At 62.4% G+C, this 14,673-nt stretch carries 17 protein-coding genes; 4 read left to right on the top strand and 13 right to left on the bottom strand.

The genetic code is table 11. The annotated features are described in order from the left end of the window. Positions 1–45: 45 nt before the first annotated feature. Genes AC2FMM_RS11240 through AC2FMM_RS11230 form a run of 3 tightly spaced genes read right to left on the bottom strand, consistent with a single transcriptional unit; the run spans position 46 to position 2,724 of the window. Positions 46–840: an IclR family transcriptional regulator gene (locus tag AC2FMM_RS11240; RefSeq protein WP_496796590.1), complete on the bottom strand. Its 795-nt coding sequence runs from the start codon at positions 838–840 to the stop codon at positions 46–48. A 3-nt stretch (positions 841–843) separates the two neighbouring features. Beyond that, a complete protein-coding gene (locus tag AC2FMM_RS11235; RefSeq protein ID WP_496795269.1) occupies positions 844–1,881 on the bottom strand; it encodes a phosphotransferase in 1,038 nt (345 codons plus the stop codon). Positions 1,882–1,905: 24 nt separating this feature from the next. Next, positions 1,906–2,724 (bottom strand): SDR family NAD(P)-dependent oxidoreductase, encoded by an 819-nt coding sequence (locus tag AC2FMM_RS11230; protein ID WP_496796589.1) that lies wholly within the window; start codon positions 2,722–2,724, stop codon positions 1,906–1,908. A gap of 151 nt (positions 2,725–2,875) precedes the next feature. Here AC2FMM_RS11230 and AC2FMM_RS11225 point away from each other — a divergent pair, with 151 nt between their 5' ends. The 3 genes from AC2FMM_RS11225 (at position 2,876) to AC2FMM_RS11215 (ending at position 5,202) form a co-directional block, all read left to right on the top strand. Next, positions 2,876–3,877: an NADPH:quinone oxidoreductase family protein gene (locus tag AC2FMM_RS11225; protein ID WP_496684354.1), complete on the top strand. Its 1,002-nt coding sequence runs from the start codon at positions 2,876–2,878 to the stop codon at positions 3,875–3,877. A 126-nt stretch (positions 3,878–4,003) separates the two neighbouring features. Beyond that, positions 4,004–4,453 (top strand): type II 3-dehydroquinate dehydratase, encoded by a 450-nt coding sequence (gene aroQ, locus AC2FMM_RS11220; protein ID WP_496796588.1) that lies wholly within the window; start codon positions 4,004–4,006, stop codon positions 4,451–4,453. After that, complete coding sequence (locus AC2FMM_RS11215; protein ID WP_496682961.1) at positions 4,450–5,202, top strand: helix-turn-helix transcriptional regulator; 753 nt, start codon at positions 4,450–4,452, stop codon at positions 5,200–5,202. Before aroQ ends, AC2FMM_RS11215 begins: the two co-directional genes overlap by 4 nt. A gap of 345 nt (positions 5,203–5,547) precedes the next feature. Here the strand turns inward: AC2FMM_RS11215 and tsf are convergent, their stop codons facing one another. From tsf to AC2FMM_RS11190, 5 genes are all read right to left on the bottom strand, one after another. After that, positions 5,548–6,423 (bottom strand): translation elongation factor Ts, encoded by an 876-nt coding sequence (tsf, locus tag AC2FMM_RS11210; RefSeq protein WP_496682959.1) that lies wholly within the window; start codon positions 6,421–6,423, stop codon positions 5,548–5,550. A gap of 77 nt (positions 6,424–6,500) precedes the next feature. After that, positions 6,501–7,280 carry a 30S ribosomal protein S2 gene (rpsB, locus tag AC2FMM_RS11205; RefSeq protein WP_490360883.1) on the bottom strand — a complete coding sequence of 260 codons (780 nt, stop codon included), beginning with the start codon at positions 7,278–7,280 and terminating at the stop codon, positions 6,501–6,503. Between the two features lie 168 nt (positions 7,281–7,448). Beyond that, positions 7,449–8,303, bottom strand: a complete 855-nt coding sequence (gene olsA, locus AC2FMM_RS11200; protein WP_496796587.1) for a lyso-ornithine lipid O-acyltransferase — start codon at positions 8,301–8,303, stop codon at positions 7,449–7,451. Further along, entirely contained in the window at positions 8,290–9,045 is a 756-nt protein-coding gene (olsB, locus tag AC2FMM_RS11195; RefSeq protein ID WP_496796586.1) for an L-ornithine N(alpha)-acyltransferase, read from the bottom strand. The genes olsA and olsB overlap by 14 nt, the downstream gene beginning before the upstream one ends. 108 nt (positions 9,046–9,153) lie before the next feature. Beyond that, entirely contained in the window at positions 9,154–9,336 is a 183-nt protein-coding gene (locus tag AC2FMM_RS11190; RefSeq protein ID WP_496682951.1) for a DUF3553 domain-containing protein, read from the bottom strand. A 46-nt stretch (positions 9,337–9,382) separates the two neighbouring features. On the opposite strand from AC2FMM_RS11190, the gene AC2FMM_RS11185 reads away from it, so the two are divergent. Then, positions 9,383–9,979, top strand: coding sequence for a histidine phosphotransferase family protein (locus AC2FMM_RS11185; RefSeq protein ID WP_496682948.1), 597 nt, complete (start codon positions 9,383–9,385; stop codon positions 9,977–9,979). A gap of 9 nt (positions 9,980–9,988) precedes the next feature. Here AC2FMM_RS11185 and AC2FMM_RS11180 read toward each other — a convergent pair whose 3' ends face one another. The 5 genes from AC2FMM_RS11180 to AC2FMM_RS11160 are packed head-to-tail and all read right to left on the bottom strand — an operon-like array spanning position 9,989 to position 14,610. Beyond that, on the bottom strand, positions 9,989–11,251 hold the full coding sequence (locus AC2FMM_RS11180; protein WP_496796585.1) for a glutamate-5-semialdehyde dehydrogenase: 1,263 nt from the start codon (positions 11,249–11,251) through the stop codon (positions 9,989–9,991). A gap of 51 nt (positions 11,252–11,302) precedes the next feature. Beyond that, positions 11,303–12,409, bottom strand: coding sequence for a glutamate 5-kinase (gene proB, locus AC2FMM_RS11175; RefSeq protein WP_496682943.1), 1,107 nt, complete (start codon positions 12,407–12,409; stop codon positions 11,303–11,305). Then, positions 12,397–13,431 carry a GTPase ObgE gene (gene obgE, locus AC2FMM_RS11170; protein WP_005983058.1) on the bottom strand — a complete coding sequence of 345 codons (1,035 nt, stop codon included), beginning with the start codon at positions 13,429–13,431 and terminating at the stop codon, positions 12,397–12,399. Before obgE ends, proB begins: the two co-directional genes overlap by 13 nt. A gap of 37 nt (positions 13,432–13,468) precedes the next feature. Then, entirely contained in the window at positions 13,469–14,005 is a 537-nt protein-coding gene (locus AC2FMM_RS11165; RefSeq protein ID WP_093962048.1) for a GNAT family N-acetyltransferase, read from the bottom strand. Next, positions 14,002–14,610, bottom strand: a complete 609-nt coding sequence (locus AC2FMM_RS11160) for a LysE family translocator (RefSeq protein ID WP_496796584.1) — start codon at positions 14,608–14,610, stop codon at positions 14,002–14,004. Before AC2FMM_RS11160 ends, AC2FMM_RS11165 begins: the two co-directional genes overlap by 4 nt. Positions 14,611–14,673 lie beyond the last annotated feature (63 nt).

Genomic DNA, 14,673 nt, shown 5'->3' with positions numbered 1-14,673 from the left:
CCTCCCTGATAGTAAATCCACCAATGCAGGGGCGTGTGGCAACCGTCATGGCCGCAGACTCAGTTGCCTGGCCGCGTCGATCAGCTTGGCGGCGTGTTCAGAGGCAAGTTCTTCGGGCGTCACATAAAAGCTCGGGCCGCCGATGTTCAGGCCGAACACCCGCCCGTCATCCGCCGAAGGAACCGGCACCGAAATTGCGTGCACGTCATCCCGCCACAGCGAAAAACCGGTGCAATATCCGCGCGCAACATATTCATCCTGCGCCATTTCTATCGATCGCTGCAGATCGTCGCGTTGCAGCCCCAGATCCTGCTGGGCCGCTTCGACGGCGGCGGCGCGTTGATCGGGGGTCATGCCCACCAGAATGGCGCGCCCCATCGCCGACGAGAACAGCGGCAACCGTGAACCGACATGCATCGTCAGCGCGACGTTCTGGGTGGATCGGCTGACGGCTACATAAACGACCTCGGCCCGGTGCGCTTCGCCCAGGGCCGCCGTCAGATATGGGTTGGCGCCGGCGCGCAGTTCACGCAGAACCTCGCCAGCGCGTTCGCAGATATCGGTGCTGCCCAGAACGCCGAAGCCCAGCCGCAGAACTCCGACCCCCAGACGATAGGCGCCGCCGGGCTGATCATGCACCAGGTACCCCAATTGGCACAGCGTATGCGTCAACCGGGAAATGGTCGGCTTTGGCAGGCCGGTGCGGTCGGCAAAGTCGGTATTGGTCAGCGCGGTATCGCCGTGCCGGAATGCCCGCAGGATCTGCAGCCCCCGAGCCAGGGCCGTGACGAAGTTGCGGTCCTTTTCATCTGGTTCCAGCTGTGCCCGACGGGTGGTCACTGGTCAATCGCCCCGCGATTCCAGGGCCGCAAGCCCGTGTTGGGCGAAGATCGGAACATATGCGCCGAAAGCCTGTGCGCGGGTCGGGTCGGATGCATTGCCGTCCAGCGCCCGTTTGTAGACCCCCTGAAGGATGGCCGCCATCCTGAAGAAATTGAACGCCAGGTAAAAGCCGAAATTGTCGATTCCTGACAACCCGCGCCGGGCACAGTATTCGGCGATGAATTCCGCATCGGACGGAAGTCCAAGCGCTGCGCGGTCTATGCCGGCCAGGCCGCGCCCCTCTTTTCCGGGCGGCATCTGCCATTGCATGATGACCGCGGCCAGATCGGCATAGGGGTGGCCGATCGTCGACAACTCCCAATCCAGAACGCCCACGCAGCGGGTGCCGACGGTGTCAAACATCAGATTGTCGATACGGTAGTCACCGTGAACAAGCGTTCTCTGCCCGTCCTCCTCGGGGATCGAGGCGGTCAGCGCGCCGATCAACCGATCCATGTCACCGATGGTACTGGTCTCGGATGCGCGGTACTGTTTGGTCCAGCGCGAGATCTGCCGTTCATAGTAGTTGCCCGTCGGCCCATAATCTGACAGGCCGACCGCATCGATGTCGACCATGTGCAACTCGGCCAGCACCCGGTTCATCTCGTGCAGGATCGCGGCGCGGGTTTCGTTGCTTTCGCCTTTCATCGTGGGTTCAAGGAAGATGCGCCCCTCAAGCCGCTCCATGACGTAGAAGGCCGAGCCGATCACCGACTCGTCTTCGCACAACAGCAACATGCGCGGCACAGGCACATTGCTGTCGGCCAAAGCGCGTTGCACCCGGTATTCGCGGTCAACGGCGTGGGCGGATTTCAGCAACGCGCCCGGCGGTTTGCGCCGCAGGACATAGCGCCGTTCCGGTGTCCGCAATTCGTAGGTCGGGTTGGATTGCCCGACCGCGAATTTGGTGGCGTCGAGCGGGCCGCGATAGCCCGGCAGATGCGCGCCGAGATAGGCATCGACCGCAGCGAGGTCCAGTTCGTTGGAGTCTTGGGTCATGTCACCCGTCCTGTTCCGCGACCGTTACATGGCTTCGGCAAAGATGTTCCCGCCGGTCAGAACGTTGATACCGCCCGAGACGGGAATCACGGCGCCTGTCACATAGCTGCCGCCGCGCCCGCACAAAAACAGCATCGATCCCGCGATGTCCTCATCACGACCCACACGGCCCAGCGGCACCGATTTCCCGACCTTCTCGCGTTTGTCCTCGTCCGCCGTAGCAAAGGCGGTCATCCGCGATACGAACGGCCCCGGTGCCAACGCATTGACGGTGACGCGGTGGGGCGACAGCTCTTTGGCGAGGATCTTGGTCAGGTGGATCACCGCCGCTTTCGAGGCCGAATAGCTGTAGGCGCCATCGCCCATCGGAACCTCGCCCATGACCGAGCCGACATTGACCACCCGGGCCGGGTCATCATCGGACCCGGACTTGATCAACAGCGGCAGCAGTTTCTGCGTCAGGTGAAACACACCGGTTACGTTCACCGACATGACCTTGTCCCACGCGTCATAGGGGAACTGCCCCAAAGGTGCGCCCCAGGATACGCCCGCGTTGTTCATCAGGATATCAAGACGTTGCGTTCGGGTGTTGACCTCGGATACCAGCGCGTCGATCCCGGCCTCGCAGCCGACGTCCCCGGCAAACCCTTCGGCGCGACCCGGCGCATCCAGCGCGTTGAGTTCATCGGCCACGACCGCGCAGTCCGCGCCCTTGCGCGAGGCAATCAGCACGCGCGCGCCGGCGCGCACCAAAGCCTCGGCGGCCATGCGCCCGATTCCCGTGGCGCCTCCGGTAACCAGCGCCGTTTTTCCGTTCAGAGAAAACAGGTTGTCTGGTGTCATGGCTCTCCTCCCCAATCCGAATTTTTCGATCCGTCCTGCCGATCGGCCGCGATCCGTTTCACTGTGCAGAATTGCATTTCACAACTTCCTTGACAACATCGCGCCGCAATCGGACCTTCAAGCCAACAGATGACGAGGATCGGAATACCAAATGCAAGCTTTACTCAGCGTCGCCCCGGGCGGTCCGGAAACCCTGAAACTGACCACCCTGCCCGATCCCGCGCCGAAAAAGGGTCAGATTGCTGTCCGCGTCCGCGCCGCCGGCGTTAACTTTCCCGACACGCTGATCATCCGCGATCTGTACCAGATGAAGCCGCCCCGCCCATTTGCCCCCGGCGGCGAGATTGCGGGCGACGTGATCGCGTTGGGCGATGGCGTGTCGGATCTGGAGGTCGGCGACCGTGTGCTGGCCCTGACCGGGCATGGCGGCTTTGCCGAACAGATCTGCGTTTCGGCCGCCAGCGCCGTCAGGTTTCCCGATTCTATGTCCTACGAAGACGCCGCAGGCTTCATTTTCACCTATGGCACCTCGTATCATGGGCTCAAGGACCGCGCGGCGTTGCGGCCTGGCCAGACCCTGCTGGTGCTGGGCGCCGCGGGCGGCGTCGGTTCGGCGGCGGTGGAACTGGGCAAAGCCATGGGCGCACGGGTGATTGCTGCGGTGTCCTCGCAGGACAAGGCCGATTTCTGCCGCGACCTGGGCGCAGACGAAACCCTAGTCTATCCCCGCGACATGGATCGCGAAGCCCAAAAAGCCCTGTCTGCCGAGATCAAGAAACTTGCGGGTGGTGAAGGCGTCGATATCGTCTATGACGCGGTCGGCGGCGACTATGCCGAACCCGCCTTGCGGGCGATGGCGTGGAAAGGCCGGTATCTTGTGGTCGGGTTCCCGGCCGGCATTCCCAATATTCCCCTCAACCTGCCCCTTTTGAAGGGCTGCGAAATCGTCGGCGTGTTCTGGGGCGCGTCGGTGTTTCGTGACCCCAAGGGCCATGCGGAAAACGTCAACGAGCTGTTCGGACTGTACCTGGCAGGCAAGATCCGACCGCGTATAACCGCGAAATTTCCGCTCGAAGAGGCGGGCAAGGCGCTTGAACTGATCGAGGATCGTTCGGTGCTCGGGAAAGTTGTGGTCACGATGGAGACAGCCTGAACGCCTACGCGGCCATACCGAAAAACAAAAATGCCAGTGCGATTCTCCTTGTTCGCCTCATGCGAGCAAGCTTTGTAGACGCATGCGCGATTCAAGGTTATGAAAAGGCATGGGGACAGGATGATAATGCACAGTATTCTTGTATTGAACGGGCCGAATTTGAATCTGCTGGGCAGCCGGCAACCCGAGGTCTATGGCCATACGACCCTGCAGATGCTGGAAGACCAGTGCGTTGCGCATGGCAAAGCCATCGGCGTGACGGTCGAAACCTTTCAGTCCAACCACGAGGGCGCGCTGATCGATGCCATTCATGCCGCACGCGGTGTCCATGACGGCATCATCCTGAACGCCGGCGCCTACACGCACAGCTCGATCGCGTTGATGGATGCGATCTCATCCGTCCAGTTGCCGGTGGTCGAAGTGCACATGTCCAACATCCATGCACGCGAATCCTTTCGGCACAGATCCTACATCGCGCCGGTCGCGCTCGGGCAGATCTGCGGTTTCGGCGCACAGAGCTATGTTCTGGCTTTGGACGCCCTTGCCGCTCATTTGCAGGACACGGGGGGCGCATGAACCTAAGCGAGTATCTGAATTTCCTGAGCTATGTGAAAACCCTAGAAGAGCTCTGGGCCGCTCATACCGACCAGATGGAGCAATACGGGTTCGATCGGCTTTTGTATGGCCATACTCAATACCGCACGCCTACATCGCTGGGAGATCCCGAAGATTTCGTGATCCTGACCAACCACTGCAAGGAATACATGGACGGGTTCCTGCGCGATGGGCTGTATTTCCACGCGCCGATGCTGAAATGGGCCCTGAATCACGAAGGTGCGGCCAGTTGGCGCATGATTCAGGATATGATGTCCAGCGGCACCATGACGGCCGAGGAGCGCAAGGTCTACGATTTCAACAAATCCAAGGGAATAACAGTCGGTTACACGGTCAGCTTTACCTCGGTGTCGGTTCGCTCGAAGGGTGCGATCTCGCTGGCCTCGCTGAGCCGCACGCAGGACGAATTGGACGCGATCTGGGCCGAGCATGGTGCCGATATCCTGCTCATGAACAATGTCGCGCATCTCAAGATCCTCACCCTGCCCTATGTTCCGCCGAACCGCGCGCTAACCAAACGGCAACGAGAGGCGCTGGAGTGGGTCGGAGACGGCAAGACGACGCAGGACATCGCGCTGCTGATGGGGCTGACCTCGGCCACGGTCGAAAAACACCTGCGTCTCGCGCGCGAGGCGCTATCGGTCGAAACCACGGCCCAGGCCGTGCTGAAGGCGTCGCTGCACAATCAGATATTCGTCATGGAAGCCTAACCTGCACACCCGCGCCCAACTTCAAGTTGACGCTGGGTAAGGAATACATGACTTTCCCGAACGCCCCCAAAATCGCACAGTAATATCGTTCCGTGAGTGGTGGCTTTGGCCAGGGAACATTGGGTCGGATCCTTGTATTTCCAAGGCAGTTCGACCACCTCTGGCGACGGGCGCTTATTCGTCCGCGATCCGTTGTTGGTAATCACGGGGGGCCTCGTCCATCCCCATTAGTAGCGAGGCCTCCCGACATTCTTCTTCCGACTTTCGCACTATAAAAAACCGGCTGCGCGGGGCGCAACCGGTTCGGTCTGGTTGGCCCGGCACAATTGCCGGGCGCTGGCCGGGTCAGCCTTGCGCGGCCTTGGCGACCTCGGCGGCAAAGTCTTCTTTCTCGACCACGATGCCTTCGCCCACTTCCAGGCGCACGAAACCGGTGATGGTTGCGCCGGCTTCCTTGGCCGCGGCTTCGACGGTCAGGTCCGGGTTCACCACGAACTGCTGGTTCAGCAGGGTCGACTCGGCCACGAACTTCTTCATGCGGCCTTCGATCATCTTTTCGATCACCTGCTCGGGCTTGCCGGATTCGCGGGCGATGTCCATCTGAACCTGCTTTTCCTTCTCGACCACGGCCGGATCCAGATCGGCTTCAGACAGAGCGGCCGGGTTCACGGCGGCGATGTGCATAGCAATCTGTTTGCCGATTGCTTCGTCACCACCCGACAGAGCAACCAGAACACCGATCTTGCCCATGCCGGGGTTTGCGGCGTTGTGCACATAGGACACCACGCTGTCGCCTTCGATCTTGGCCATCCGGCGCAGCGACATGTTCTCGCCGATCTTGGCGATCTTGTCGGTCAGGATGTCGGCAACGGTCTTGCCGCCCAGATCGGCGGCCTTCAGCGCTTCGACATCGTCGACATTCAGCGCCGCTTTTGCGATCTCGCCGACCATTTCCTGGAACTCGGCATTCTTGGCGACGAAGTCGGTTTCGGCGTTGACTTCGACGGCAACACCCTTGCCCCCATCGACGATGACGGCCACCAGGCCTTCGGCCGCGGTGCGGCCCGATTTCTTGGCCGCTTTGGCCAGACCCTTGGTGCGCAGCCAGTCGACGGCGGCCTCCATGTCACCATTGGTTTCGGTCAGCGCCTTCTTGGCGTCCATCATGCCTGCGCCCGTCGCGTCGCGCAGTTCTTTCACCAGTGCTGCTGTGATTGCCATGGTTCGGCTCTCCTCAATTCAAATGGGATTGGGGCAGGTCATACCCTGCCCCATATGTCAGTCATGTGACAGGCAGCTTACGCCTCGGCGGGGGCTTCGCTGGTTTCGGCCACGGCTTCTTCTGCCGGAGCTTCCTCCAATGCGCCCAGATCGACGCCAGCGGCACCCAGCTGCGCCGACATGCCGTCCAGCGCCGCGCGTGCTGCCAGGTCGCAGTACAGCGCGATCGCGCGGGCTGCGTCGTCGTTGCCCGGGATCACATAGTCCACGCCATCGGGCGAGCAGTTGGTGTCAACCACGGCCACGACCGGGATGCCCAGCTTGTTGGCTTCGGCAATGGCCAAGGCTTCTTTCTTGACGTCGATGACGAACAGCAGATCCGGAACGCCGCCCATCTCGCGGATACCGCCCAGCGAGGCCTGCAGCTTGGCTTGGTCACGCTCCATGCCCAGACGCTCTTTTTTGGTCAGGCCTTCGGCGCCCGATTCCATGGCTTCGTCGATCTGGTTCAAACGCTGGATCGACTGGGAAACGGTTTTCCAGTTGGTCAGCGTGCCGCCCAGCCAGCGGTGGTTCATGTAGTATTGGGCCGATTTCTCGGCGGCTTCGGCGATCGGGCCAGCAGCCTGGCGCTTGGTGCCCACGAACAGAACACGCCCGCCCTTGGCGACGGTGTCACGAACGGCCTGCAGCGCCTGGTCCAGCATCGGAACGGTCTGGGTCAGGTCGATGATGTGGATGCCGTTCCGCGCGCCGTAGATGTACGGAGCCATGCGCGGGTTCCAACGTTGGGTCTGGTGGCCGAAATGAACGCCAGCTTCCAGCAGCTGACGCATGGTGAACTCGGGAAGAGCCATGCTGTGTTTTCCTTTTCCGGTTTACGCCTTGGCGGGGGTGAAAGAAGCGGTTGCTCCAACCGGCGGCCGTGATGAGGATGTCTCCCTCAAAACGGCCAAACCCCGCCTGCGGGTTTGAATGGCGCGCGTATACGGCAGGATATCGGGCAACGCAAGGGGTAACCGCCCCTATTTTTCAGGGCGCGCCAAGGCGTGCGCATGGCGGATGGCCTCTTCGCAATGGGCCGCCAGCGCCTTGCGGTCGGGAAAATCGCTGACCTTGGCCGGCGCGTGATAGATCAGTTCGACCCGCCCCTGACGCCGCGCGCCCAGTGTCTTGAGCAGATGCGGCCCGAAATCCATGTCGCCCCACCAGCCATAGAACCTGACCGGTTGCCCGGCTGGTGCATGATAGATCACCGTCACCGGCTGAACATACATGAAGTCACGCAGTTCCTCGGCGAAGAACGCCGCAAAAAGCGTTGTTTTGAAGGGCAGAACCCGCAACCCGTCGGTCGAGGTGCCTTCTGGGAAGAACAGCAGCTTGTGCCCGGCTTTCAGGCGCTCTTCGAACAGCTTGGTCTGCGCGTGGGCCTTTCTGCGGTCACGTTCGATGAACACGGTCCCGGCGGCGCGGGCTAGAAAGCCGATGCCGGGCCATTTGGCCACCTCGGCCTTGGACACGAAATACACCCGCTTTCGGGCATTGAGCGCGAAGATGTCCAGCCACGATGAATGGTTGGCCACAACCGCGCCGTGCTGTCGCATCAACGCGCCCGAGGTCTGGAAACCGATGCCCAGGATACGAAATGCGTTGCGCGACACGAATTGCGGGACAAAGGCCGAAACCGGGCGGCGTATCCCGCATAGGGGGCGTTCGAACAGGCGGATGGTCAGCAGAACGATCAGCCCAACGAACACCAACAGCGCCAACGGCAGCCCGCGCACCAGCACCAGAACCCAGCCCAGCGGGCCCAGCCGGACCGGATCGGGGGCGTCGTCGCTGTACCAAAGCGCCTGGTTCGTCACGTCACGCTCCGCCATAGATGCGCCTCTGCCGGTCGTTCATGCGCCTGGTGTCCAGGATCAGGCAGACATCGGTGGTGTTGAAGGCGTGGTCGATGAAGGCCCCCTCCCCAACGAACCCGCCCAGCCGCAGATAGGCCTTGATCAGCGCGGGCACCTGCACCATCGCCGCGCGGCGGTCCAGCTTGTCGGGGGCGACCAGGTCCATGCTTTGAAACACGTCTGGTTGCGCCCGCACGCGCAGTTCTGGCGGGGCCAGGTGGTTGTGGTGCAGCATCGACAAGGGCTGCGCCAGCGCCTGCACGTCGGTTCCGTGGAAACTGGCGACTCCGAACAGAACCTCGATGTCCCGCTCGGCCACATAGCGCGCCAGCCCGTTCCACAGATGATACATCGCGGTTCCGCCGCGATAATCGGGATGCAGGCATGACCGGCCCAGCTCCAGCAGCTTGCGCCCGCTGCGCTTCAGGACCGTCAGGTCATATTCGTCTTCGGAATAGAACTGGCCCAGTTCGGCCGCCCGGTCTCCGGGCAGCAGGCGATAGACGCCGACAACCGCACCGGTCGAGTCGTCATAGGCCAGCATGTGATCGAAATACGGATCGAACCGGTCGCGCTCAAGGCGTTCGGCGTGATCGACCATCTCACCACCGCCGCCCAGTTCTCGCACGAAGACGTCATAACGCAGTCGCTGCGCAGCGCGCAGTTCGTCATCGGTTTCGGCAAGTTTGACTTTGAATGAAAGGCCTGCGTCCGGCATGTGACAAGGTCGGTTCCCAGTTGCGATCTCAGCGCTGATACCGCAGCCGCACGGCGAATGGCAACACGAACCGGGTGGCGAGCAATGTTAACCTTTCCTAAACCAGTTTCAGGGATCAAGAACCGGCATCAAGGCGATGCGTGTTCCGTCAATCACCACTTTGCCCTGGTCGCGAAAGTTCACGGTGATCTTGCCCGCGATGTTGGACTGGACCTGTCCAACACCCCAATCGGGGAAATCGGGGTGGCGGACATACATGCCCGGTGCAAGAATGGCATTCATATCTGTCATGCGGCGGCTCCGGGTCGTGCATGGTCGGATATTTCAGGAGGTACGCATGGGCGACACCAACGTCAACCTGGCCGAGTTGATCGGCTCTCGGATCTGCCACGATCTGATCAGCCCGATCGGCGCGATCACCAATGGGCTGGAGCTGTTGGAAATGGTTGGCGGCACCCAAGGCCCCGAGATGGAGCTGATCACAGGCAGCGTCGGCAGCGCCGGGGCGCGAATCCGGTTCTTCCGCGTGGCCTTTGGCGCGGCCAGCGATCAGCCGCTGGGCCGCAGCGAAGTGACGGACCTGCTGCGTGATGTCGAGCGTGCGGGCCGTGTCCGGGTGCATTGGAACGTCACCGAGGCGATGCCGCGCAATCAGATCAAACTGGCCTTTCTGGCCATCATGTGCTGCGAAAGCGCCATGCCGATGGGCGGCGAGGTCAAGATCGACAGCGTGGGCGACAAATGGACGGTCACTGGTACGGCCGACCGCATGAATGTTGATCCGGACCTGTGGAAAAGCCTTCCGACCGGCACATTCGCCAACAAGGTTACGCCGGCGCAGGTGCAGTTCGCCCTGCTGCCGCAGACGGCGGCCGCACAGGGCCGACGGGTCACGGCCGAGACGGGCGCGACCCGCGTGGTGCTGCGGTTTTGACGCGGCGACTCAGGCGCGCGTCGTGCCGTTGCCGCGCACCAGGTATTTGAAGCTGGTCAGCTGCGCCGCCCCCACCGGGCCGCGTGCGTGCATCTTGCCCGTGGCGATCCCGATCTCGGCGCCCATTCCGAACTCACCTCCGTCGGCAAACTGGGTCGAGGCGTTGTGCATCAAGATCGCACTGTCGACCCGTTCAAAGAAGCGGTCGGCGGCGGACGGATCCTCGGTCATGATGCAATCGGTGTGGTTCGATCCGTATTGGCGGATATGCGCGATTGCCGCGTCGATATCGGCCACCGGTTTTGCGGCGATGATGCTGTCCAGAAACTCCTTGCCCCAATCGTCATCGCTGGCCGGCACAGTGCCGTCGGTGGCCAGCGCACCTGCGGCATGCACCTCGACGCCCGCGGCCAACAGCGCGGCGATTACGTCGCGCCCCAGCGTTTCCGCGATATCCTGATGCACCAGCAGGCATTCTGCCGCACCGCAGATGCCGGTGCGGCGGGTCTTGGCGTTCAGCACCACGTCCAGCGTTTTCTGCGGATCCGCTGCCTTGTCGATGTAGATGTGCACGATCCCTTCAAGATGGGCAAAAACCGGCACCCGCGCCTCGCGCTGAACCAGCCCGACCAGCCCCTTGCCGCCTCGCGGAACGATGACGTCGACATAGTCGGTCATGGTCAGCAATTCCTGCACCGCCGCCCGGTCACGGGTCGGGACCAGCTGGATCGCATCCTCGGGCAGGTTTGCGGCCTTCAGACCCTCGACCAGACAGGCGTGGATCGCGGTCGAGGAATGAAAGCTCTCGGATCCGCCGCGCAGGATCACGGCGTTGCCCGATTTCAGGCACAGCGCCCCGGCATCCGCGGTCACGTTCGGGCGGCTTTCATAGATCACGCCGATCACGCCAAGCGGGGTGCGTACCCGGCGGATGTTCAGCCCCGAGGGCATGTCCCATTCGGCCAGAACCTCACCCACCGGATCGGTCTGTTCGGCCACGGTGCGCAACCCGTCGACCATGCCCTGAATGCGCGCCTCGTCCAGCATCAGACGGTCCATCATGGCCGGGCTCAGACCCTTTTCGCGGCCATAGTCCAGGTCTTTCTTGTTGGCCTCGATGATCTGTGCGCGCTTCTTCCACACGGCTTCGGCGGCGGCCATCAACGCCGCGTGTTTGCGTTCGGCCGAGGCGAAGGCCAGGTCCCGAGACGCATCCTTGGCGCGCTTGCCAAGATCGGCCATCAGGGCGGGAATGCTGTCAAAGTCCTTCATGTCATCTGCCTTTCCGGTCGTCGGACCAGCCAAATCTATCAGTTTTCGCGGCTACAAAGCCAGATCGTCACGGTGGATCATCACCGCACGGCCGGGATAGCCGAGGGTGTCCTCGATCTCGGAGGATTTGCGACCCTTGATGGCGTCGGCCTCGTACGCGGTGTAGCGGCTGAGCCCCAATCCCATGCGTCGGCCCTCGTGGTCCTTGATGGCCACCGGGTCGCCCCGTCCGAAATCGCCCGTCACCTCGACGATGCCGGCCGGCAACAGGCTTTTGCCATTCTCCAGCGCCCGCGCGGCCCCTGCATCGACCGTGATCTCGCCCCGCGGCTTCATCGCCGAGATCCAGCGTTTGCGCGCCGCATGCGGGTCCAGCTTGGCCTTGAACCAAGTGCTGTTCGCGCCATTGTTCAGCAGCTTCAGCGGGTTCAAAGGCGATCCTTCCGTAATCGCCATGTCGCAGCCCGCCGCCGTCGCCATCTGCGCGGCCATCAGCTTGGTCTTCATGCCGCCCTTGGACAGCCCCGAACCGGCGTCACCGGCCATCGCTTCGATCTCGGGCGTGATCGCGTCGATCACGTCAAACCGGGTGGCAGAAAGGTCCTCGGCAGGGTTGCCGGTGTAGAATCCATCGACATCGGACAGCAGAATCAATTGGTCCGCACCGACGGTCACGGCGATCTGCGCGGCTAGGCGATCATTGTCGCCGTAACGGATTTCATCCGTGGCCACCGTATCGTTCTCGTTCACGATGGGCACAACACCCAACCCCAGCAGAGTTTCCAGCGTCGCGCGCGAATTCAGGTACCGGCGGCGGTTCTCGCTGTCTTCGAGCGTCACCAGAACCTGCGCCGTGGTGATGTTGTGCGGTGCCAACGCCTCTTCATAGGCCCGCGCCAGCCGGATCTGCCCGACGGCGGCAGCGGCTTGAGATTGCTCCAGCGACAGTGCGGTTGCGGGCAGGCCCAGAACACCGCGCCCCAGGGCGATCGAACCGGAAGAGACCAGAACCACATCCGTCCCCTGCCCTTTGAGCCACGCCACGTCCTGCGCCAGCGAATGCAACCAGTCCGAACGCAGCTTGCCGGTCGCACGATCGACCAGCAACGCCGAGCCGATCTTGACCACCAGGCGCTTTGCGTCGGTCAGGGCTGCCACGTCTCGCGCTCCTCGGTGGGTTTCTGGCGCAGGCGGTTCTCGTCGATCTGGGCGCGCAGGGCCCGCAGAACTTCGGTCACGCCCTGCCGGGCGACGCCCGACATGGTCATGACAGGGCCACCCACAGCCTCTTCCAGCTCGGCCTTGGCCAGTTCGAGCTGTTCTTCGTCCAACGCGTCAATCTTGTTCAGCACGGTGATACGGGGCTTGTCGGCCAGCGCGCCGCCATAGGCCTCAAGCTCGTGGATGATGGTGTGATAGTCCTGCGCGATGGTCTCAGACGTGCCATCGACCAGATGCAGCAACACCGCGCAGCGTTCGACATGGCCCAGGAAACGGTCGCCGATGCCGCGGCCTTCATGCGCGCCTTCGATCAGGCCGGGAATGTCGGCCACCACGAACTCTACGTTGTCCACGCCGACGACGCCCAGATTGGGGTGCAGCGTGGTAAAGGGATAATCGGCGATCTTGGGCCGGGCGTTCGAGGTGGCGGCCAGAAAGGTCGATTTGCCCGCATTCGGCAGGCCCAGCAACCCCACATCGGCAATCAATTTCAGACGCAGCCAGATCGTACGGTCCACGCCCGGCTGCCCCGGATTGGCCCGGCGCGGCGCCTGGTTTGTGGCCGATTTGAAATGCAGGTTGCCAAAACCGCCATTGCCGCCCCGCGCCAGAAGGACACGTTGCCCCACCTCGGTCAGGTCGGCGATCACCGTCTCCTGATCCTCGTCCAGGATCTCGGTTCCCACGGGCACACGCAGAATGATGTCGTCGCCATCCTTGCCGGTGCGCTGCTGGCCCCGGCCGGGCTGGCCGTTCTTGGCAAAGAAATGCTGCTGATAACGGAAGTCGATCAGGGTGTTCAGCCCGTCCACGACCTCGGCCCAGACGGACCCGCCCTTGCCGCCGTCCCCGCCATCGGGGCCGCCGTATTCGATGTACTTTTCGCGTCGGAAGCTGACGCACCCGCTACCGCCGGCCCCGGACCGGATGTAGACCTTTGCAAGATCGAGAAATTTCATGTCAGTCCCCTACTGCAAAGGCCCCATCGGCCACAAGTCAGAGTTTTTTGCTGTACGTCCAGGTGGGCACATTTGCGTCGCGCGCCACCGAGAAGCTTTCGGCATCGCCAAGATACTGGAACCCGCAATGGGTCAGAACACGCGCCGAGGCGGGATTGTCCTGAAACACGCTGGCAAACATCGTGGCGTTTTCCAGCGGGTTCGCCTGAACCAGCGCTTCCACCGCCAGCGAGGCGATGCCCGTGTTCCAGTACAAGGGCGCGACCCAATAGCCCACTTCGGACTGGTTGCGATCAAGCCGCTTGAGCGAGATCACCCCGATCAACTCGGGCCCGCCATCCTTGGTGGCGTCCATGGCCCAGACGTCCTCGTCCCGATCCTCGGCCATGGCGCGGGTTACGAAAGCCTCGATCGAACCGGGCGGCAAAGGGTGCGGGATCGACGTGGTCATGCGCGCCACGCGCTCGTCCCCTGCGTAATGCTCGATCAGGCCCATGTCCGACCGGCGCAGCGGGCGCAGGTCGAACCGCTCGGTTTCAATGACCGGCTGATTTATGATTGCCTCAAGTTTCATTGGTGTGTTCCTCCTCCGAACAACACGAAAAGTACGGATGCAACAGTCAGACCCGCGAGAGTCCACATCAGATATTTTTCCGCCGGCCTTCCCGCAACCACGCGGGCAATTCTATCCCCCGCAAAGGTCCAGATCGGATGCAGGACCAACTGGCAAGTCAACAGAACGAGCGCGATCGTGAGCGTCGCACTCAGCACCGATGTCCCCGCTGCGACGAAACTGGTGAACCCTGCGATGATCATCGCCCACGCCTTGGGGTTCAGTGGGTGCACCACCAACCCGGCCCAGAAACCCGGAACCGCCTCCCCCGTACCCTGATGGGACAGGCGCAGGTTGGCGATTTTCCACGCAAGCCAGCAAATATATGCCGCCGAAGCATATTTCAGAACCGCAAACGCGGTGGGGGCCTGTTCCGCCAGTTGCAGAAGGCCAAAGCCCAACGGCCAGATGATCAGCTGCTTGCCCAGAATCACGCCCGCCACGAAAGGCAGTGCCGCGCGGAACCCATAGCGCGCACCCGTTCCCAACAGGACCATGTTGGCCGGTCCCGGCGTGCCGACCTGGCTGGCGGCAAAGATCAGGAAACTGGTGGTCGCAACGGGCATCGGGGTTTTCGATCACATCTGCGTCAAAACGAAAAAGGGACCGGCACTTTGTGCCGGTCCCCC

This window comes from Ruegeria sp. BHSC043, assembly GCF_059612985.1.
The sequence above is the reverse complement of the archived record's forward strand: the minus strand, read 5'-3'. Positions and strand labels throughout refer to the sequence as shown.